At 59.9% G+C, this 20,074-nt stretch carries 13 protein-coding genes and 2 pseudogenes; 7 read left to right on the top strand and 8 right to left on the bottom strand.

What is annotated here, in order from left to right; translation table 11 throughout:
• Positions 1–35: 35 nt before the first annotated feature.
• Both traA and M2437_RS26395 read left to right on the top strand, forming a co-directional pair.
• A pseudogene (gene traA / locus M2437_RS26400) lies at positions 36–3,393 on the top strand (Ti-type conjugative transfer relaxase TraA).
• Between the two features lie 11 nt (positions 3,394–3,404).
• Positions 3,405–4,166 carry a DUF6118 family protein gene (locus tag M2437_RS26395; RefSeq protein WP_253389715.1) on the top strand — a complete coding sequence of 254 codons (762 nt, stop codon included), beginning with the start codon at positions 3,405–3,407 and terminating at the stop codon, positions 4,164–4,166.
• A gap of 71 nt (positions 4,167–4,237) precedes the next feature.
• Here the strand turns inward: M2437_RS26395 and M2437_RS26390 are convergent, their stop codons facing one another.
• From M2437_RS26390 to M2437_RS26370, 5 genes and pseudogenes are all read right to left on the bottom strand, one after another.
• On the bottom strand, positions 4,238–5,599 hold the full coding sequence (locus M2437_RS26390; RefSeq protein ID WP_253389714.1) for an HlyD family type I secretion periplasmic adaptor subunit: 1,362 nt from the start codon (positions 5,597–5,599) through the stop codon (positions 4,238–4,240).
• Positions 5,599–7,358: pseudogene (locus tag M2437_RS26385) on the bottom strand (type I secretion system permease/ATPase). The gene M2437_RS26390 and the pseudogene M2437_RS26385 overlap by 1 nt, the downstream one beginning before the upstream one ends.
• A gap of 104 nt (positions 7,359–7,462) precedes the next feature.
• Positions 7,463–11,926: a hypothetical protein gene (locus tag M2437_RS26380; protein ID WP_253389712.1), complete on the bottom strand. Its 4,464-nt coding sequence runs from the start codon at positions 11,924–11,926 to the stop codon at positions 7,463–7,465.
• 169 nt (positions 11,927–12,095) lie between these two features.
• The gene (locus M2437_RS26375) at positions 12,096–12,497 is read right to left on the bottom strand and encodes a toxin-activating lysine-acyltransferase (protein WP_253389711.1); all 402 of its coding nucleotides are present in this window, start codon (positions 12,495–12,497) and stop codon (positions 12,096–12,098) included.
• Positions 12,498–12,572: 75 nt separating this feature from the next.
• Entirely contained in the window at positions 12,573–14,039 is a 1,467-nt protein-coding gene (locus M2437_RS26370; protein WP_253389710.1) for a Hint domain-containing protein, read from the bottom strand.
• Positions 14,040–14,992: 953 nt separating this feature from the next.
• Here M2437_RS26370 and M2437_RS26365 point away from each other — a divergent pair.
• The 3 genes from M2437_RS26365 to M2437_RS26355 all read left to right on the top strand — a co-directional run bounded on the left by M2437_RS26365 (position 14,993) and on the right by M2437_RS26355 (position 16,625).
• Positions 14,993–15,577, top strand: coding sequence for a recombinase family protein (locus tag M2437_RS26365; RefSeq protein WP_253389709.1), 585 nt, complete (start codon positions 14,993–14,995; stop codon positions 15,575–15,577).
• A 4-nt stretch (positions 15,578–15,581) separates the two neighbouring features.
• Positions 15,582–15,755, top strand: coding sequence for a hypothetical protein (locus tag M2437_RS26360; protein WP_373691189.1), 174 nt, complete (start codon positions 15,582–15,584; stop codon positions 15,753–15,755).
• A gap of 222 nt (positions 15,756–15,977) precedes the next feature.
• The gene (locus tag M2437_RS26355) at positions 15,978–16,625 is read left to right on the top strand and encodes a DUF4113 domain-containing protein (RefSeq protein WP_253389708.1); all 648 of its coding nucleotides are present in this window, start codon (positions 15,978–15,980) and stop codon (positions 16,623–16,625) included.
• On the opposite strand, the gene M2437_RS26350 is transcribed toward M2437_RS26355, so the two are convergent.
• From M2437_RS26350 to M2437_RS26340, 3 genes are read right to left on the bottom strand one after another with little or no spacing between them, the layout of a single operon-like run.
• A complete protein-coding gene (locus M2437_RS26350) occupies positions 16,622–16,903 on the bottom strand; it encodes a hypothetical protein (protein ID WP_253389707.1) in 282 nt (93 codons plus the stop codon). The two genes, M2437_RS26355 and M2437_RS26350, sit on opposite strands and share 4 nt — an antisense overlap.
• A 7-nt stretch (positions 16,904–16,910) precedes the next feature.
• Positions 16,911–17,903 carry a caspase family protein gene (locus tag M2437_RS26345; RefSeq protein ID WP_253389706.1) on the bottom strand — a complete coding sequence of 331 codons (993 nt, stop codon included), beginning with the start codon at positions 17,901–17,903 and terminating at the stop codon, positions 16,911–16,913.
• A 10-nt stretch (positions 17,904–17,913) separates the two neighbouring features.
• Positions 17,914–18,285, bottom strand: coding sequence for a TIR domain-containing protein (locus tag M2437_RS26340; protein WP_253389705.1), 372 nt, complete (start codon positions 18,283–18,285; stop codon positions 17,914–17,916).
• Positions 18,286–18,453: 168 nt separating this feature from the next.
• On the opposite strand from M2437_RS26340, the gene M2437_RS26335 reads away from it, so the two are divergent.
• Positions 18,454–19,056: a DUF6338 family protein gene (locus M2437_RS26335; protein ID WP_253389704.1), complete on the top strand. Its 603-nt coding sequence runs from the start codon at positions 18,454–18,456 to the stop codon at positions 19,054–19,056.
• Between the two features lie 447 nt (positions 19,057–19,503).
• Positions 19,504–20,073 (top strand): hypothetical protein, encoded by a 570-nt coding sequence (locus M2437_RS26330; RefSeq protein WP_253389703.1) that lies wholly within the window; start codon positions 19,504–19,506, stop codon positions 20,071–20,073.
• Position 20,074 lies beyond the last annotated feature (1 nt).

Below are 20,074 nucleotides of genomic sequence, written 5' to 3'. Positions count from 1 at the left end.
CGGTGCTACGGTCAAGCTCGCGGAGGCGCGGCCGTTTGGCGATCTACCATCTCAGCATGAAGCAGGTCTCACGCGCCTCGGGCCGCTCGGCCGTAGCGTCTGCGGCCTACCGCAGTGCCGAGCGGCTGGAGAACCGGCGCGACGGCCAAGTGCACGACTACACCGGCCGGCACGGGGTCACGCATACCGAGATCGTGCTGCCGGAGGGCGCGCAGGCCGAATGGGCCAAGGACCGTTCGGCCCTGTGGAACGCGGCCGAGGGGGCGGAGAAGCGCAAGGATGCCCGCGTGGCGCGGGAATACGAGATCGCTCTGCCGCACGAGCTGTCGCCCGAAGCGCGCATCGCGCTGGCACGCGAGTTCGCCCGAGCGGTCGCGGATCGCTACGGCGTGGCGGTGGATGTGGCGATCCACGCGTCGCACGGCGAGACCGACGCCCGCAACCATCACGCCCACCTTCTCGCGACGACGCGGCGGGTCACGACGGAGGGCCTGGGCGCGAAGGCCGATTGCGAACTGGAGAACCGCGCATTGGCGGCTCGCGGCCTGCCGAGCACGACGGTGCAATTGGTCGAGCTGCGCCGGACCTGGGAGCAGATGGCGAATGCAGGTCTGGCGCGGGCGGGGCACGAGCTACGGATCGATCATCGCAGCCACGCCGAACGCGGTCTGGAGATCGTGCCGACGCAGCACATCGGCGTGCACGCGACCCGGATGGAACGGCGCGGGCTGGAGGTCACACGCGGCCGGCTCGATGCGGAGGCGGTGGAGCGCAACGCGGCGGCGATCCGTGCGCGGCCGGACGCGGTGTTCTCGATCATCACCGACGAGAGGAGCGTGTTCGACCGGCGGGACATCGCGCGGACGCTGCACCGCTATCTCGACGGCGACGCGCAGACGTTCCGGAACGCGTTCGCCGCGGCGATGGCCTCGCCCGCGCTGGTGGAACTCCAGCCGGAGCGCACGGACCCGGGCACGGGGGAGGTGCAGCCGGCGCGCTACGCGACGCGCGAGATGGTGGCGCTGGAAGCCGGCATGGCGGAGGCGGCCGGGCGGATGCACGCGGCGCGGAGGCACGGCGCCGAGCGACGGCATGTCGCCAGCGCGATGGCGCGGCAGGATGCGGCGATCCGGGCGAGCACGGGCGATGCCACGGCCGGGCTGTCGGGGGAGCAGCGACGGGCGATCGGACACGTCACCGGACCGGAGGGGATCGCGGCGGTGGTCGGGTTCGCCGGAGCCGGCAAGAGCACGATGCTGGCCGCGGCGCGGGAGGCGTGGGAAGCACAGGGCTACCGGGTGCACGGGGCGGCCCTGTCGGGCAAGGCGTCGGAGGGGCTGGAGGAGAGTTCCGGCATCGTCTCGCGTACGCTGGCCTCGTGGTCGCTTGGCTGGGACAACGGGCACGGCCGCTTGAGCCGTGGCGACGTGCTGGTGATCGACGAGGCCGGGATGGTGGGCTCACGCCAGCTGGCGCGGTTCGTGACCGAGGCGGAGCAGGCGGGCGCGAAGCTGGTGCTGGTGGGTGACCACGAGCAGCTTCAGGCGATCGGGGCGGGGGCGCCGTTCCGGGGCGATCGCCGAGCGGATCGGGCATGCGGAGCTGTCGGACATCCGCCGGCAGCGGGAGAGCTGGCAGAGGGCGGCATCGGTGGCGTTCGCCACGCACCGCACAGGCGAGGGCCTGGACGCATACCGCGCGTACGGCGCGATCGCGTTCGCGGCGGACGGCGAGGCGGCACGCGGGGCCGTGGTGCGGGACTACCTCGCGGACCGGGAGGCGCGGTCGGAGGGGACACGGGTGGCGATGGCGCACCGCCGGGCGGACGTGCGGGGGCTCAACGCCGAGATCCGCGGCGCACTCCAGGAGCGGGGTGCGCTGGCCCGGGGCGAGGAGGCCGGGGAGCGGACGTATCGGACCAATGACGGCGCGCGGGCGTTCGCACCCGGCGACCGGATCGTGTTCCTGGAGAACAGCCGGGCGCTCGGCGTGAAGAACGGGATGCTCGGCACGGTCGAGCAGGCCGAGGACGGGCAACTGACGGCCCGGCTCGACGGCGCCGGCCGGGACGGGGATGAGCGTCGGGTGAGGGTGCCGGTGGCCGAGTATCCGGCAATCGACCACGGCTACGCGACGACGATCCACAAGACGCAAGGGGCGACCGTGGACCGGGCGTTCGTGCTGGCTTCGGGCACGATGGACCGGCATCTGACCTACGTGGCGATGACCCGACACCGTGACGCGGTGCAGCTGTATGCCTCGACGGAGGAGTTCGCGGGCTTGGCCCCCGGTGAGGGCGGGCGGACGCACGGCGGGGCGGAAGGGCCGGCGTCGCCGGCCTACCGTGGACTGGAGGCGCGGCTGTCGCGTTCGGGGGCGAAGGCGACGACGCTGGACTATTCCGATGCGAGCGCGGCGCAGGGGGCGGACACGGAGCGAGCGATGCAGGCCTTCGCCGAGCGGCGGGGGATCGCGGCGATGCTCGGTATCTGGAGCGGGATCGCCGTCCGCAAGGAGCCGGAGGCGGAGCCCAGCGCCACGCGGGGGCGGACCCTGGAGCCCTTCGGGGCGCCGGCCGCTCCGGAGACCGCGCGCGACCGGGATGCGGCCCGGCAGCCCCGGCGCGGCCCCTTCGCGGGGCTGAAGCTCGGGCGTGGCACGCCCACCGGGCAACCCGCCCCCGAGCGCGGAGCACTGGCCGAGCCGGAGGGGCAGAGGCCCGCCCCACGCAAGCGGGGGATGTTCGACGGGCTGAAGCTCGATGCCGGTCGCCGGACCGCCTCGGAGCGGGTGGAGGTGCGGCCGGCCGCGGCTGCGGAGCGCGACAGTCTCGCGGTGCGTCTGCGGCCGCTGTCGGCGTTCGAGGCGGCGCTCGACCGCTACGCCCGCGCCAGCGGCAGCGTCGAGCGGCACAGGCGCGAGGGCCTGCCGGTGCTGGAGGCACAGACGCGCGAACTGGCGGCGGCGGGGGAAGCCCTGGACGCGGTGCGGCCGAGCTCGCACGCCCTGCTGTGCTCGGCGCTGACGCACGATCCGGAGACGGCCGGGGCGATGGAGGGGCTCGCCGGTCCGGAACGGGTGGAGCGGCTCGCGGCCGGGCTGGAGCGGGAGGGCGCGGCGCTGGCCGACCCGTCCGTACGGGCCGAGCGCTTCGTACGGCGCTGGCAGGATCTGCAGGGGCAGCGCGCGGCCCTGCAGGGCTGGCAGCACCGTGAGGCGCGGGTCGAGGTCGAGGGTGAGATCCGGGCGATGGGCGAGACGCTCGAGCGCGATCCGGAGGTGATGGCGGTGCTGAGTCCGCGTCGGCGGGAGCTTGGGCTCGCGCTGTCGGCGCAGGAGCGGCAACGCGAGCTAGCGCGCAGCCGCGGCCAGAGCCTCGGCTTGGGGTTGTGAGAGAGGACGGTATGCGAAACGACGACGATCGCGGCGGCGGCCGGAACCCGGACGCGGAGTTCACGGATGCCGACGCGGCGGGCGACGAGGCGAGTGCGGCCTTCGCGGCGCTGCGGGCGACGGTGGAGGGATTGGCAGCCGATCTCGGCGGGGAGATGGGGGTGATCCGCCGCGGGGTGGAAGCGGCGTTCGACCGGGTCGAACGGCAAGGCGCGGCGGTCGATTACGGGACCGACCTCGCCCGGCTGACGCAGGGGCTCGCGACGGTGGGCGAGCGGCTGCGGGCGGTGGAACAGTCGCCGCTGCTGCGCCACAGCGCGGAGCACTATGCCCGTGTGATGGAGAGCCGCGCCGAAGGGCTGGTGCAGACGGCCGTGCAGGGGTTGGAGCGGCAGACGAAGGATCTGGATCGTGTGCGGCGTGAGTTCATGCAGCAGGTGGCGGGGGTACGGGAGCGGCGGCGGCAGAACCTGTGGCTCGGCGGTGTGGGTGGGGCAGCCTTCCTGGCCGGGGTCCTGGCGGTGTTGTTCCTGCCGCGGGTGCTGCCGGGCCCGTTTGAGATGAGCGTCGCCGCCACGGTGCTGAATTCCGACCGCTGGCGGGCCGGAGCGGCGCTGATGCAGTCGGGCAGCGCGGGGGGGTGGCAGGCGATCGTGGATGCATCCAGCTTGTTCAAGGCGAACCGGGAAGTGTTGTCGGGGTGCCGGGAGGCGGCAGCGAAGGCCGGCAAGGAGCAGCGCTGCACGATCGATGTGCCGGTGCCGGCGCAGTAGGTTCACACTCGGTTGGAATGCGGTGAGCGGGTCCCGAGGTTGTAGCCGGAGAGGCTATCAGCATCTCGCGGTCACCGCTCTTTCCATGCTTTGGCGATCTGGTCGGTGAGCGGCTTGGTGAGATAGGACAGGACCGAGCGCTCGCCGATCTGAGTGAATGACTCGACCGGCATGCCCGGCACCAGCCGCAGGCCCTTCAAGTGGTCCTTCTGATCCTCACGGATGCGGATCCGCGCCGTGTAGTAGCTCTGCCCGGTCTTGGGATCCTGGGTCACGTCGGCCGAGACCCGCACCACCTCGCCGTCGATCTCCGGCGTCGTGCGCGTGTTGAAGGCGGCAAAACGCAGAACCGCCTTCTGGCCCACCCGCACGTTGTCGATGTCCTGCGGCTGCACCCGCACCTCGACTAGGAGTTGGTCGGAGGCCGGCACGATCAGCATCGCCGGTTCGCTCGGCACGACGAGGCCGCCCACCGTGTGCACGCTCATCTGGTGCACGAAGCCGTCCTGCGGCGCGCGCAGCTCGACCCGCTTGAGCTGGTCCTCGGCCGCCACGCGCTTCTCGCGCAGTTCCGACCACTTGCCGCGGATCTCGGCCAGATCCTTGCCGACCTCGGTGCGCATCTCGCCGTCGATCTGGATGATCTGCAGCTCCGTCTCGGCGATCTTGCCGCGCGCCGAAGCGGTCGAGGCGACAAGCTGACCGCGCTCGCCCTCGAGCCGGGCGGCGTCGCGCTCCAGTGCCGTGACGCGCGAGAGCGGCACGAGGTTCTTGGCATAGAGGTCGCGCACGCCCGTCAACTCGTGGCCGATCAGGTTGATCTCCCGGTCCTTGGCCGCGGCCTGCTTGGTGAGGCCGGCGATCTCCTGGCGGAGCTGGTCGACCCGCTCGCGCAACTGCGCCTTCTGGCCCTCGCGCCCGACGACGCGGGCCGCGAACAGCCGCGACTCGCCGTCGATCAGCCGGGCGACGGTCGGGTCGGTGTCGATGCGGGCGACGAGGTCGGGCGGGAAGGGGATGGTCTTGAGCCCATCGCGCTCGGCCTCGTCGCGGGCGCGGCGGGCGGCGAGCTCGTCCATGGCCTTGAGCACGATGTCGAGATTGGCCCGGGTCTGGGTCTCGTCGAGGCGGATCAGCACGTCGCCCGCGGCGACCCGCTGGCCCTCGCGCGCCAGCAACTCGCCGACGACACCGCCGGTGGGGTGCTGGACCTTCTTGACATCGGTCTCGACCACGAGTTGGCCCGGCGCGATCACCGCGGCCGAGATGTCGGTGAAGGTGGCCCAGCCGCCGACGCCGAAGACGAGGGCGACCGAGAGGCCGAGCGCGACGGCGAGGTGACGCCGGATCGAACCGTGCGCGGCGGGTCGCGGCAGCGCCGGGGCGAGGCCGCTCAGGGGGGCAAGGGGTGCGGGGGCAAGCGTCGAGGACATCAGGCGCTCTCCTGCAGAGGCGATCCGGTCGCTGGTTGAGGCCGAGTTGCTGCACCCGCCGCCGGTACGGGGGCTGGCGCCGGGCGCAGGACGCGCTTGAGGATCTCGTCCTTGGGCCCAAAAGCCTGGGCACGGCCGTCGGCCATCATCAGGATGAGGTCGAGGGCGGCGAGCGCGCTCGGGCGGTGGGCGACGACGACGCAGATGCCGCCGCGCTGGCGCACGCCGAGGATCGCCTGGGTCAGGGCGTTCTCACCCTCGCTGTCGAGGTTGGCGTTGGGCTCATCGAGCACCACGAGGAAGGGCTCGCGGTACAGGGCGCGCGCCAGCCCGACCCGCTGGCGCTGCCCGGCGGAGAGGCCGGAGCCGCCTTCGCCGATGCGGGTGTCGTAGCCGTCGGGCAGCCGCAGGATCAGCTCGTGCACGCCGCCCGCCTTCGCCGCGGCGATGACCGCCTCCGACGGCGCGCCGGGCTCGAAGCGGGCGATGTTCTCGGCGACCGTGCCGGCGAACAGCTCCACCTCCTGCGGCAGGAAGCCGATATGGGGTCCGAGATCGTTGCTCGACCACTGGTCGAGCGCGGCCCCGTCGAAGCGGACCTTTCCGCGGATCGGCGGCCAGACACCGACGAGTGCGCGGACCAGCGAGGATTTTCCGGAGGCCGAGGGGCCGATGATGCCGAGGCCCTGTCCGGCGCGGAGGCCGAAGCTGACATCCTGCACCACGAGGCGCGGCGTGCCGGGCGGGGCGATGCTGGTGGCCTCGATGGTGATGGTCTCAGCGGGCGCCGGCAGCGCGTGCGGCCGCTCGCCCTGCGGCAGCCGGGCCAGCAGTTCGGACAGGCGGTGCCAGCTTTGGCGGGCGGCCACAAAACCCTTCCAGTTGGCGATGGTGAGTTCGGCCGGCGCAAGCGCGCGGGAGACGAGGATCGAGCTGGCGATGATGATGCCGGCGCTGGCCTCGTTGTGGATGACGAGCCAGGCACCGAGCGCCAGCACGCCCGATTGCAGCGCCATGCGGAACACCTTGGAACCGGCACCGAAGCCGCTTCCGGCATCCGAGACGGCCTGATGCGCGTCCATGTATTCGCGGTTGGCCAGAGCCCAGCGGGCGGCAAGACGCTCCTGCATGCCCATGGCGGCCAGCACCTCGGCGTTGCGGCGGCCGGATTCAGCGAGCGCATTGCGGCGCTGCCCGTGGCCCGTAGCCTCCCGCGTCGGGCCCTTGCTGGCGCGATCGGTCAGGAAGGTCAGCGCGGCGAGGATCGCCATGCCGACGAGGGCGGCGACGCCGATCAGCGGATGGAACAGGAAGCAGATCAGCAGGTAGACCGGCATCCAGGGCAGGTCGAAGAAGGCGGAGGGGCCGGAGCCGGACAGGAAGGCGCGGATCTGGTCGAGGTCGCGCAGGGGCAAGAGGCCATCGCCCTGGTTCGCCCCCTTGAGCGGCGCGCGCACGACGAGATCGAACACCCCCGACCGCTCAGGGCCTCGTCGAGTGCAGCACCGATGCGCGCGAGGATGCGGCCGCGGAGGGTCTCGAGCACGCCCTGGAAGGCGTAGAGCGCGAGCGCGAGCGCGGCCAACCCGATCAGGGTCGGCACCGAGCGGCTCGGGATCACCCGGTCGTAGACTTCGAGCATGAAGAACGATCCGGTGAGATAGAGGATGTTCACCAGCCCGCTCATCACGGCAACGCCGAAAAAAGCGAACTTGCATTTTTTGATTGCTGAAAAAACTTCGGACTGATGATTGATCATGATAAAACCGATTAATGCTCAAATCCTGAAATTTATATCGATGATGAAGCCAGTGCGCCAGATTAGTTAACCGCTGACGCACTGGCATTTATGCTTTAGCGATTTCAATCACCGTATATCCATATATCCTTGTGCGATAGGGCAGCTTTATTATCTAAAATAACAAACAGCACTGCGCCTTCAGATCCGCCGCCATCGATATCGTAGAACAATTCGCCTGTATTTCTATTATAGATCATGATATCATCTGCATCTATTGGTGCCTTTGTTATATCTTTGAACATGTTCTCTGCCAAAACTCCATCATAGTAATCATCGAATCCTCTAAAATCATCTATGTACAAAATGTCACTACCGACAGTAAAATCTCTGATATAGTCTGGTGTTCCAAAGTCCTTTTTAGCGAATACGAATGTATCTGAGCCGCTGCCTCCATAAATCAAATCATAGCCTGCAAGATCAGAAATCGTATCATTTCCATCTCCGCCATATATAGTGTCATTACCCAACCCGCCATATATGGTATCATTACCGACTCCGCCAATAATTACATCATTTCCGGTTCCGCCGTTGAGAACATCTTCGGAGTCGCCGCCGTCTAGTTCGTCATTGCCATCCCAGCCGTTGATGGTGTCGTTGCCTGCTCCGCCCCGGAGCAAGTTGTTGCCGGCGGTGCCATCCATCCGGTCGTTGAAGCGTGTGCCGATCGCGTTCTCGATCGAGACGAGCTTGTCGCCTCGGTTTCCGAAGTTCCAAGTCTCCTGCGCACTCAGGTCGATATAGTAGCCGGTGCCGGCATCCTCGTAGCTGACAGTGTCGCTGCCGTTACCGCCGTCCAGGATGATACGGCTGACGTTACTTGGGACCACACGCAGCACATCGTCGCCGTCGCGTCCCTCAAGGTGGGTTGTGCCGGCACCGGAGATGAGGGTGTCGTTGAAGCGTGAGCCGACGGCGTTCTCGATCGAGGCAAGGATATCGCCGATGCTGCCGTTCCAGGTGCGCTGGGCGTTGAGATCGACGATGTAGCCGGTAGCGGCACTCTCGAAAGTCGCCGTATCCGTGCCGTTTCCGCCATTGAGAATGTTGCTGCCCGAGCCGCCATCTAGGGTGTCATCCTCGTTGCCGCCGTAGAGCGTGTCGTTGCCCGCATCTCCTCTGAGGGTGTCGAAGCCGTTGCCGCCGATCAGGAGATCGTCACCATTGCCACCGCTGATGACATCCTCAAAGTCTCCGCCGTCCAGCTCGTCGTTGCCGTCCCAGCCGTTGATGATGTCGTTGCCTGCTCCGCCCCGGAGCAAGTTGTTGCCGGCGGTGCCATCCATCCGGTCGTTGAAGCGTGTGCCGATCGCGTTCTCGATCGAGACGAGCTTGTCGCCTCGGTTTCCGAAGTTCCAAGTCTCCTGCGCACTCAGGTCGATATAGTAGCCGGTGCCGGCATCCTCGTAGCTGACGGTATCGCTGCCGTTGCCGCCATCCAGGATGATACGGCTGACGTCGCCCGGGACCACACGCAGCACGTCGTCACCGTCGCGCCCTTGCAGCCATTGCGATCCGGTTCCAGCGATGATGGTGTCGTTGAAGCGTGATCCCACGGCGTTCTCGATGGAGAGGAGCCAGTCGCCCTTGTGGCCGTTCCAGCTGCGCTGGGCGTTCAGGTCGATGGTGTAGCCGGAGGTCGTCGACGTCTCGTAGCTGATGGTGTCGATGCCGTTACCGCCATCCACGGTGATCTCGTTGGCTTCGGCGACATGGAAGGCGTCATGGCCATCGCGCCCTTGCAGCCATTGCGATCCGGCTCGGGCGATGATGGTGTCGTTGAAGCGTGATCCCACGGCGTTCTCGATGGAGAGGAGCCAGTCGCCCTTGTGGCCGTTCCAGCTGCGCTGGGCGTTCAGGTCGATGGTGTAGCCGGAGGTCGTCGATGTCTCGTAGCTGATGGTGTCGATGCCGTTACCGCCATCCACGGTGATCTCGTTGGCTTCGGCGACATGGAAGGCGTCATGGCCATCGCGCCCTTGCAGCCATTGCGATCCGGCTCGGGCGATGATGGTGTCGTTGAAGCGTGATCCCACGGCGTTCTCGATGGAGACGAGCCAGTCGCCCTTGTGGCCGTTCCAGCTGCGCTGGGCGTTCAGGTCGATGGTGTAGCCGGAGGTCGTCGACGTCTCGTAGCTGATGGTGTCGATGCCGTTGCCACCATCCACGGTGATCTCGTTGGCTTCGGCGACATGGAAGGCGTCATGGCCGTCGCGCCCTTCTAGTCGGGTTGTACCGGTTCCAGCGATGACGGTGTCGTCGAAGCGTGATCCCACGGCGTTCTCGATGGAGACGAGCCAGTCGCCCTTGCTGCCGTTCCAGCTGCGCTGAGCCCTCAGATCGAGGATCATGCCAACAGCTGTATCGGCATAAGAGAGGGTGTCGGTGCCTGCACCACCAGTCACCGTCCGTTCATCGGGACCACCGAGCCAGAACGCCGAACGCCAACCCTCATTGCGGCCAAATTCGATGTAGTGCCGTGCGACTGCCGTGAGATCATTCCCGAAAGCTGACTGCAGGTCGCCATTAGCGGCCCTGTAAGAGGCTGCGTCGAAGCTGACCTGTCGCCCTTCGCCGATGCCGTAATCAAAAAAGTGGCGTGTGGCAGCCCGCGTATCGGTACCGTAGGCGTTTTGGAGGTCGCCGTATGACGCGAGGTAAGCCATCGGCTCGAAGCCAACGACCTTGTCGAGGCTCAACTCACGGGCACGCTGAAGTGTCGCGACCCAACCCGCGGAGAACTCGCTATTTGGTGAATCCGCGATAATGCTATTGATGACTCGAGTGTTTTCTAAGTACTTCTTGAAATCTTTTGCGACTTGAAGGTCGAAGGAGAGCTGTACAAGCCCTGCTTCATGCGACATCGCGTAAGCGCGTTGTATGAAGATGTCGCCTCCAGCGATTTCGGACCGTGAAATAGCATGATTTACTGCCGCAGATATTATCCCCTGTGTTTCGTGGACATTATACGCAGCTTGATATGTTGTGCCATCGGCAAACATAATTTTCTGATTTTGACTGTTGACGTACCATCCCATCTGGAATGGGCTGAATGCATGAGAAGGATCAATATGCGAGCTTGCTTCGCCGTATACATTATTGATGGAGTCGCGCGCTGTCCGAGCGAGATACTCAGATAGAACTAAACTTGCGCCGTCCTGGCTGTACGGGTATCCATACTGCACTACACCATTTGCGTCAGTATATAGCGTATAATGGGCGAGCCGATCGTCGTCCCAGAAGGCATTTCCGATAATATTTCCGAGCGCTTGTCCAGCAAACGCGCCAATGAGTGGACCAATTACTGGAATAGCGAAACCAACAGTGGACAAGACATAACTGGCAACGGCTGAGGCAGCTGAGCCAAATAAGGCTGACTGCGGTGATTTCGGTTGAACCGCAAGATTGCCAAGTTGAGAACCAAAATATCCACCCAGACTATTAGCAACGTTAGTTGCCATGCTGCTCATATTGAAGCCGTCGAGCAGATTAATGTTGCTCCGAATGACATTCGGTGGAACATCGGAAATACCAAGCATCATGCTAAGATTGCCAAGCACTTGATTTGTAACAGTATTTCCGACGGTGGAAAAAACCCCTCGCTCGAAGCCTTGAAGGTTTAACGCATCTGCAATTTCGCCTACAAGGATCCCACTAAGAGCATTATTTACTTGGATTACAGCATTATCTTTTAGGTCAAGTCCAATATCCGAAAATGTATCTTCTACAGCCGCCCCAAGCGGATTGGCGTTCTTGCCACGCGTAGCAAGCAAGGAAAAATCGATATCTTTCTGTAAGAACTCACCGACGTTCTGAAGCAAGGTAGAAGCGATTGTAGCACCACCTACTTGCGCGAAGACACTCTTGGTGCCAAGCGCACTGCCTAACACGCTACCAAGTGTGCGACCTATCTCCTCACCTTGTAGGCTCCCTCTAGCGTATTCAATACTGACAGCCTCCTCTTTGACGAGCTTGTCGTACTCATAGCGCTCCTGCCAGGTCACACGCTCACCTTGCCCGAGCAGATTATCGCGCGGTGTCTCGGTTGTCCGTACGACCTCGTAGGTGTTCCCGTCGCTAGCGAGGCGTCCTTGCATCGCTCCCTTAACGCCGTTGGGCAGATCGTAGGTCGCGTAATCGAGCCTCCCGTCCCCGTCGGTGTCTTGTGCTTGAACATTGGAGGCATCGCCCGGAAGGATGTCGACGACCGAGGTATTGTGGACACGCAGACCATCGGCGATGTATGTGTGCAGATCCTCGACCTCGAAGTTGTAGGTGCGCCAGCCCTCGCGGATCTGCGGCTGCAGCGCGGGATTGCCGTCGCTCGGAGTGACGATCTCGCTGGCGCGCTCGAATATGTCGACGGTATCCGGTCCGTAGACATAGGCGCGCGCAATCGGCACAGCTGCGCGGGCTGCCTCGCTCTCTTCAGTAGTCTGCAGTGCACGACCGAATAGATACAGCACGGACAGAGATGCGTTCTCGCTGAAATCGGCCGGTGCGGTGCGAGCGAGCGAAGCGCTGATCATAGTCGATAGTCCCCCAAGGTCTCGTCTGGCCGAGCGTGTCGCCTTCGGCCGCCTTTATTTGGTAATTTCGCGGAGGATGCCCCGTAGATGTTCCGCGGGATCGGTTTTGGTGTAAATTGAGGCGTGATCCTGATCTGGTGACGCCAGCCGCGACACGAAAGTACAAGCCTTAGAGCGGCGCCCTGGTGGCCCCACCGAGCACGCCCAGGGTCTCCTGGGCGTAGATCTCGCCGCCTCCGAATGGCGCGATCACAAGCATCATCCGCAGACTTTCCCCAGACTGCCAATCCTCTGCCGTCAGCTCAGCCGTCGTCGTACCAGCATCAAGCCGAGCCGCTATGGTTTCTGAGAGGCGGGCGTAGAGCACGGCGGCGGCCGGCTGATCGCCGTCGTAGAACAGCCGCATCTGGCGCAGCAGGAGCGGCGGCATCACCATGTGCTCCAGATCGCCAACGGGCACGAGGCGATGCTCTGCACTGCGGCTCATCAGCCAGACGATTTCACCGAATACGGCAGCGATCGTCTTGTCAGTCTTAGAGAGAACAGACGATTGGATATCATGCTCAGCCAAGGAAAAGCTCTTGCGTTCTGAGTAAAAACCACAGAGCTCCTAGCGGAGTCGTGCGGTTAGGGATCAGAGTGAGCACTACGACGCTATGGAGCTAACACTGATGGGAAGAGCGCCAACGCGCAGCCCCTCGTGTTCGTCCTCATCAACAAGGTCACGGATCCACGGTGGGGTGTAGAGAGCTCCGTCCAACTCAACGATCCAGTTGCGGGCTTCGTGGCTGTCGAGAGGCGTGGAGTCTGCAGGCCAATTGCAAGCAGTATGATGAGCGCCGTCAGGAGTACGAAGACTTCCGTCTGATAAGATAGTGACGTCGTGAGATTCCAAGTGCTCAGCTAACGTTCGGACACACCATGACATAACGCCATTATTGAGCGTCGTTGGTGGTAATGGGATGCCAGATCGAACGACGGCATATTTCTCAGTTGATGTAATATCTAGAGCCGATTTCTCATAAAAAACAATTTTTATCTTAATGTCAAGATTAGAACCAATCTTAGCGCCCGTGCGAGCACGTATAGCGGATCTATCGTGCTCAACAATTATCCCGTCGTTGCGCAAAATACGCGACAAAGGCTTGAACTCCCCATGATCACCTTCACTTTGAAGTGTAAGAAAATGATGCCCTGGAGTTGATTTAACCCCTCTCAAGTCAATTATACATTTCGAGATGTTTCGGAATGTTCTCGTAACTTTTCTGCTTTCGAGGTGCGCACTTTGATGAAAGTGTGAATCCCCGCTGAAAGCAGAAACCATATCTCCTGCAACTATATTTTGAATTTCTTTCTCGGTTCCATCCCCCATTGTTATCATTGTGTCAGCAAGGAAACACCTGTTTTTAAGTCCTTCACCAATATTGTCTAATGTGTTTAGAATGGTTGAAGCCGAAAATATACCAGATTTGCTTGTATTTATTCTTGCATCCTGCGATAAATTTTCTATATAGTATGGCGACGTGTTCGTAGTTAATTGGGATTTGTTAAAATCTAGAGGAACTCCTCGTTCTGTTCCTGATAGCACTGTTCTAGCGCCAGCATTTATTATGTGTTTTATTGGATTAGAAATGTCTGGAAAAAAGTTAAAGTTGTCATCGATAGGCGCAATTTTGTAATTTGTCAGGGCAATGCGACCGTTTATATTTGTAATTTCTCCTTCTATTACTGCGGATGTCCCTCCCCATACCCAGCTGCGTATCCCATAAGTTTCACTGTTCACGTCAGTTGTATAATGAGAAACACGGGCTATCAAAGGATCTTTGCTGCTAAAAAACGATGCCAAGGATTTTGATTGCCCGTTAGAAAGTCCAAGCTGGCTTGGTGACGAATTAAGTAACTTCGAAACGCCCTCAAACCGAGCCGGATTGTAATAAATGCCTGGGCCAGCATTCATGTACCATTGTGTATCAATTTTTAATGGCTTAGACGTGGGGCGGCCTTGCGCATCAACATTGGATGTCGGATAATTTATTTGCCAATTCCTCATCTCAAAATATGACATGCTGACTGATTGACCAGTATTTGGATCAATCACACGTAGCGTATCCATGATAATCCTCACTGATTTCCGTGAATGAAGAACGTTTCTTCGCCAAGTATACCGCAGGAATCGAACTTGGTCTTTATGAAATAGTATTCCTGATTTGCGTTGTATGTATAATCAATAGTCCAAATGATACCAAACACAGATTTGTCGCTCTTTAGACGCCTGTTTGGCGAGGACAAATTCAAAAAGTCAGGATTTTTTACGACGGAAATCAATTCATCTTTGTTATCCAATTTGAATGCTATATCTTGCGATATTTTTATCCAATGTTTTATCGAAAATTTTATAGCGTCATCCTGATTATTAATCCTATGGGCGCACGATATGCTGTCGTTATTGCATCCAGTGATGAGTAAACCAATCGCCAGCCCACAGAATTTTATAGTTATCGAGCGTAATAGGTCGCTCATAGGATGACTATCTCCTTGAGCATACAGTAAACTCCACTAATTCATATGGTTTAAGGCCCTATATAACAAACTGTGATTGTATCAAGCCCAAATTTTTGTTGGGTTTGTACGTCTGTTGCTTATTTATCGTTGTGTTGCGACCTGGTCACACTCTGACGGTGGTATCCAAGGCTTTTCTTGAGGTCCGTTTCATGACGGCGTGCCGGAGGGCCGTTTGGGGTGAGCATCGAGCATCGTCAGCGTTGGAGAAGCGGCGGACGTTCATCCTTGAACGCCGCTGCGTGCACCGCACCGCATCAATTGCCGTCGGGAAACTGCCATAGGGATGTCAGGAGGCGCATCGTCCGCCAAACTCAGTCCGAATGGCAGCTTGCCACTCTGAGCGGTCATCTACTCCCAACTCAATGGGGCATGTCCAAAAAACGAACGTTTTTCTGACATGCCGCAGTGGCGCCTCGTCGGCACCTCCAAACAGCCCCGTTTATGTACGAAAAATATGATAGGAAATCTATTGTTCGGATAAGGGTGTTGTGAGATTATCCTGACATGCTCGTCGGATATGCCCGCGTCTCGACCCAGGATCAGAACCTCGACCTGCAGCGCGACGCGCTGACCAAGGCCGGTTGTGAGCGGATCTTCGAGGAGAAGAAGAGCGGCAAGGCCGGGACCAAGCGCCCGGAGTTCGAGGCCGCCCTCGCCTATCTGCGTCCCACCGACGTCCTGGTGGTGTGGAAGCTCGATCGCCTCGGCCGCTCCCTCGTCGAGATGATGCGCACGATCGACGGCCTACGGATCAAGGAGATCCACTTCCGCTCCCTGACCGAGCAGTTCGACAGCGCCACTGCCCACGGGCGTTTCGCCCTGCAGATGCATGGGGCGATGGCCGAGTACTTCCTCGACCTCAACCGCGAGCGCACCATGGAAGGCCTGAAGGCTGCCCTCGCTCGCGGACGCAAGGGTGGCCGGCCCAAGGCTCTCTCTGAGGGCGACCTTGAGGTGGGGCGGGCCCTGCTGGCTGCCGGCAACATCTCGGTGGCCGAGATCGCCAAGCGCCTCGGCATCAGCCGGGTCACCTTCTACAGCTACTTCCCGCAGGCTCGAGCGCGCAGCCAGGCGCGCGCTGCGGACTGAGCCGATGTCGATTCGTCCGCACAACCGCTTCTTCTATCCGATCGATTGGCGCATGCTGTCGGAGGTGATCCGGTTCGGTCGTGCCAAGGGCTGCTGTGAGCAGTGCGGCTGGCCGCATGGGCAGTTGGTGTTTCAACTCGGCGATGGCCGCTGGTGGGATGCCGCCGGGCAGACCTAGCGCAGCGGCAAGAGGCGTCCCCTCACGCTGGCGACGGCATGACCTGATGCCAGTTTGCACCCTGAGAACGTGAACGCCCCTCAGCCGGGGGCGTTTTCGCATGAGGCTACCGCTCTCAATGGGGGGATCCCTTCGGGCTGCGTCCTACTCGCCGCCTCTGGCGGCTCCCCGAGCCTGCGGGGCAGTCTCGGCCTCCGGTAACGGTCGCTATCGTTCCACGCGGTGGCCTGTCTCAGGGATGCGGACCCCACCCGCATCCGCGAGCGCTTCAACGTCGTCCTGCAACGGACGGTGATGGAGCTTCAGGGCACCCCGTGCCTGGACCTCGAACAGGACAGCCCCGACAGCAAAACCATCTGCTGCTCACGCAGCTTTGGCCGGGCCGTGGAGGGTTTTGACGAGCTGGTAGAGGCGTTGACCTCGTACACCTCGTATGCGGCGCAGAAGATGCGCGCGCAGGGCCTGGCGACCGCCGCCGTGGTGGTGATGCGCACCACCAACCGGCACAAGCCGGAAGACGCGCAGTATTCTGCGACCAGGCACGTGCGGCTGACGATCGGCACCAGCGACACCGCCCGGCTGATCCGCGCGGCCCTGTGGGGGATCTACAAGTCGGGGTTCCGCTACAAGAAATGCGGCATCCTCCTGCTGGATCTGCACCCCGCCCAGGACGTGCAGGGCTCGCTGTTCCTGCGGCCGGATCGTCCCGAGCGGTCCGCCCTGATGCAGGCGATGGACGCCCTCAACGCCCGCTATGGGCGGGATCGGGTGCGCTACGCGTGCAGCGGCCAGGAACGCCCGTGGAAACTGCGGGTGGAGTACCTTTCTCAGCGTTACACCACGCGGTGGGGTAAGCTGTTAAGCGTCTAGCGACCTTGTTTTTTCAACGCCTCTATGATGATAGGAATGTAATTCCTGACCTGTTCGCGGTCACTTTCCTTTTCTTTATCACTTAGTTCAGCGTACGTAGTGCTTATTTGTTTGTCCCATCTTGTAACAAGTTCGGCGGGGATGACCAATGAACCATCCGGCTGCCGAGCAGCCTTGCTATGCACGTATTTTTGCCAGTGCGACCACCGATCATGTTCAATAGCAGCAAGCTCTTCAACCAAGCTCTCCAACGTCTTGTCAAAATCAATTTCGGACATGGGGCACCTATATCAGGCCGCTCTCGACTAGGTTGCGGTAGTGCTCACCAAGAACAGTCAGTTTGCATGATTTACTCTGCATAGCAGCGTGCCACATGTGCGGAGCGTCAACGGGTCGAACTAAGTTGACCTTCACATAGCGTTGGAGCACCGAAAAAACAGCGGTATTTGCTGGCTCGGGTGCAGGGATACGAGCGTCATTCTTTTGTTCCTGCGAGCGCTCTGGCTCGTAACTTGGATCTAACGGAAATTGATAACCTGGATACGGAAAATGTTTTGCTATGGCTTGTAAATCAGCAAGCGGAATAGGAGGCTCTGCTTTTCGGAGAGAGACAAAAGTCTTTACGTTAGTTTTGAACACGGGCCGCTGCGCCCACGGCCCAAGGGACTGATCGATGTGAGCGTAGATGCTACCTGGTGTAACTTCACCAACGAGGTTGGCTGCTGCCCCCTCTAAAGCATCGACAAAGAGCGTTGTGAAAACGCCTGCGCCTCCGCCGTCAACTTCCTTGGCATATTGATCGGCCGTCGAAGCGGTGAGGACTGTCATGCCCTCCTTCACCTCTGCAACAGCTTGTCCACCTGCTCGATCACCAGCGATGCCGCTATGACAACTGTCGAGAATAACCACCTTGTTTCGTGCCCGCGATTGGCTGGCCATAGTCATCAATTCATGTAACGAAAACCCGTCGTCTCCTGTTTCGCAATCACTTCCGCAGATGAAGCCGCCGGTATCCTCGATGTAACCGTGACCTGCAAAATAAAAAAGTGCAATATCTGCATCACCCGAGAAAAGCTCACGGGCAGCCTCTTTCAACTTAGCCTTCTTAACAGGGGTATCTTCTCCGGCCCCGATCATCATGCGCGGATTGGCGAAGTTCACCGTTCCATCTGCATGCCTCTCAAGTGCAGACTTAACCGCGTATGCATCGTTCACACACCCACTCAAGGGGCTGATATGGTCGTAATGATCGATGCCGACAATCAGAGCCTTGCGCATCAACTAATCCTTACAGGCTGTCAATGAAGTCGTTAATGTTCTTGTCAGACCATGCATAGGTAGTGACGCCCGAAATTTCTGTGCGGTCTGTAGTATACGCCCAAATACCGAGAATTTTTTTTCCCTCCTCCTTAGCACACTGAATTTCCCATTTTTGACCTGTGGAGTTGATGGAGTTCTTACTAACGAGTACAATTACACCATCAGACCGTCTAATCCGCGTCCGAACATGTTCTTTCCAGTCGCTGTCATAAGGCTTTTTCACAGACATATCGGTAAATTCAAATGGCGAGCGCGGATGTAGTCGCTGGCCCGTAAAAAAGTCCCGTTGCGTCTCGTCTTCGATCGCAAACGCAATAAAAACAACCTTTTTGTCAGCCATCACGGTTCCTCCTTAACCCCATCGGCCGCGTTCACGGTATGTGCTATATAACTACCTTATGATTGTGGGGTTGCATACCGTTCGCGCGCATCATCCACAATCGTGCTTGGTGGTCGCCCAGATTTCAACCATCCGAATAATATTCCATAGCAGCAGAAAGTCACCACGGTGCCTGACCTCAAAGATCTGAATAATATCTATCTAATTGCGGCCTTTATTATCCCGGGATTGATAATCTCCTACATGCGATCTCGATTTATAACTGGGAGGATGGAGAAATTCAGTGATGCAGCCTTAGGGTATCTGACGCTTACGTTGGTTTATTATGGATTTGCGCTTCCGCTTGTTGGATGGATACTTACTTTTGAGCAAGGGCCGGTCAAAACTCTGCTCTGGTGGAGTTTGCTTATTGCTGGCCCGGTAGTGTTTGGCTTGGTGCTTGGTGTGGCAACTCAGCGCGAGTGGTTGCGGTGGATAGCGAATAAGTTGAGGTTGCGCATGGTTCATAACACGCCAACCTCATGGGATTGGCGGTTCTCCAATTGCCAAAATGCACGTTTTGTTATGGTCACGCTTTCAGACGGATCAAGCGTGGCCGGTATTTTTGGGACAGGATCATTCGCATCTACAGACCCGGCGGAGAGGGATATATATATAGAAGAATTAATGGATGTTGGAGAGGATGGCAGTTGGTCATACAGGGAAGAACCGGCTGGTGTTCTTATCTTAGCTAAAGAAATCCGGTATATCGAGTTCAAGAAGGAGCTGTAAGTATGGAGCGAGATAATCGTGAGCGGCCGGGAATTAGTCAGGACGGTTGGCGACCGACGAACGAAGGACATCGCCCCCAGTCTGATCGAGGGTTTCAACCGACCTATACGCCTAGCAATCCAGGTGCGGGCCATCAGCCTTCGGCACCTGGCGGACGTCCTACACCTCCGACAACCGGAAGCGGCGTGAAGCCCCCGCCCGCCAAGCCTACCAAGTAGCTTTCACCGGGCGGCCGGAAGGCCGCCCGGTATATCTGGTGCAAAAGTCAAGAATTGCGCATCGCCGCCGAGCGGCCGCGTTTCCAAGCGATTACGCTTGTCAAAAATCAGGGCCGAAACCCTCCCCGCTCCGCCTCGGCAGATCGTGCGTGCGGAGCGCCTATATATATGATAACGTCCTTTATCGACCATAACAAAGGCAGAAACCTGCCGCGAAGGACGGCTTCTAATGAGTGATTTGCCAATTGTAAGGCGAGACAGTTCAGCGCCCGCCATTTTTGAGGACATAAAAAGACAAATCGGGCCTGCTGTGAGTGCTATCGACGAGCTTGATTATAATAAGCTTCCAACTGATGTCGCAGTTGATTTGGATAACTTAAAAAATTCAATTGTTTCTTTGAAAAAGTCCATAGAAATTGCCGAGAGTTTAGTCCCATTGTTCAAAATTACACATGAAAATTCCTCATTTTATGAGAAAAACTATTGGTATATTTTTGCTGTCTTTGTGATGATTGCCCTTTTCATATTTGTGCCAATGATTTTTACGTCTATTTTACAAGAAAAAACATCAGGTCTTACTGGTATTTATTTGATATCGATCATCTTTTTTGGGGCGCCGTTATCTCTTTTTCTATCGAGAAAGCTTAGTGATGTCAATAAAAGACGAGAAGAAAAGAAGCAGCTTGAGCTTAAGAAGCTTGAGGCGGTAGTGAATCAAAAATATATAGATGAAGTTATCGAAAAATCGCAAAAATTGAAAAATATAGATACCAAAATACCTGACTTTCGGAGTTCATAGT

It is taken from the genome of Methylorubrum pseudosasae, from assembly GCF_029504475.1.
Lineage (GTDB): Bacteria > Pseudomonadota > Alphaproteobacteria > Rhizobiales > Beijerinckiaceae > Methylobacterium > Methylobacterium extorquens.
Note: the sequence above shows the minus strand (reverse complement) of the source record. Positions and strands in the feature narration are given on the sequence as shown.

Bases quoted from the DNA above. Each gene is read 5' to 3' on its own strand.
- M2437_RS26350 (WP_253389707.1), bottom strand. From the start codon at position 16,903: ATGTCCGAAATTGATTTTGACAAGACGTTGGAGAGCTTGGTTGAAGAG.
- M2437_RS26330 (WP_253389703.1), top strand. From the start codon at position 19,504: ATGAGTGATTTGCCAATTGTAAGGCGAGACAGTTCAGCGCCCGCCATT.
- M2437_RS26390 (WP_253389714.1), bottom strand. From the start codon at position 5,599: ATGTCCTCGACGCTTGCCCCCGCACCCCTTGCCCCCCTGAGCGGCCTC.
- M2437_RS26360 (WP_373691189.1), top strand. From the start codon at position 15,582: ATGTCGATTCGTCCGCACAACCGCTTCTTCTATCCGATCGATTGGCGC.
- M2437_RS26380 (WP_253389712.1), bottom strand. From the start codon at position 11,926: ATGATCAGCGCTTCGCTCGCTCGCACCGCACCGGCCGATTTCAGCGAG.
- M2437_RS26395 (WP_253389715.1), top strand. From the start codon at position 3,405: ATGCGAAACGACGACGATCGCGGCGGCGGCCGGAACCCGGACGCGGAG.
- M2437_RS26345 (WP_253389706.1), bottom strand. From the start codon at position 17,903: ATGCGCAAGGCTCTGATTGTCGGCATCGATCATTACGACCATATCAGC.
- M2437_RS26365 (WP_253389709.1), top strand. From the start codon at position 14,993: ATGCTCGTCGGATATGCCCGCGTCTCGACCCAGGATCAGAACCTCGAC.
- M2437_RS26340 (WP_253389705.1), bottom strand. From the start codon at position 18,285: ATGGCTGACAAAAAGGTTGTTTTTATTGCGTTTGCGATCGAAGACGAG.
- M2437_RS26370 (WP_253389710.1), bottom strand. From the start codon at position 14,039: ATGGATACGCTACGTGTGATTGATCCAAATACTGGTCAATCAGTCAGC.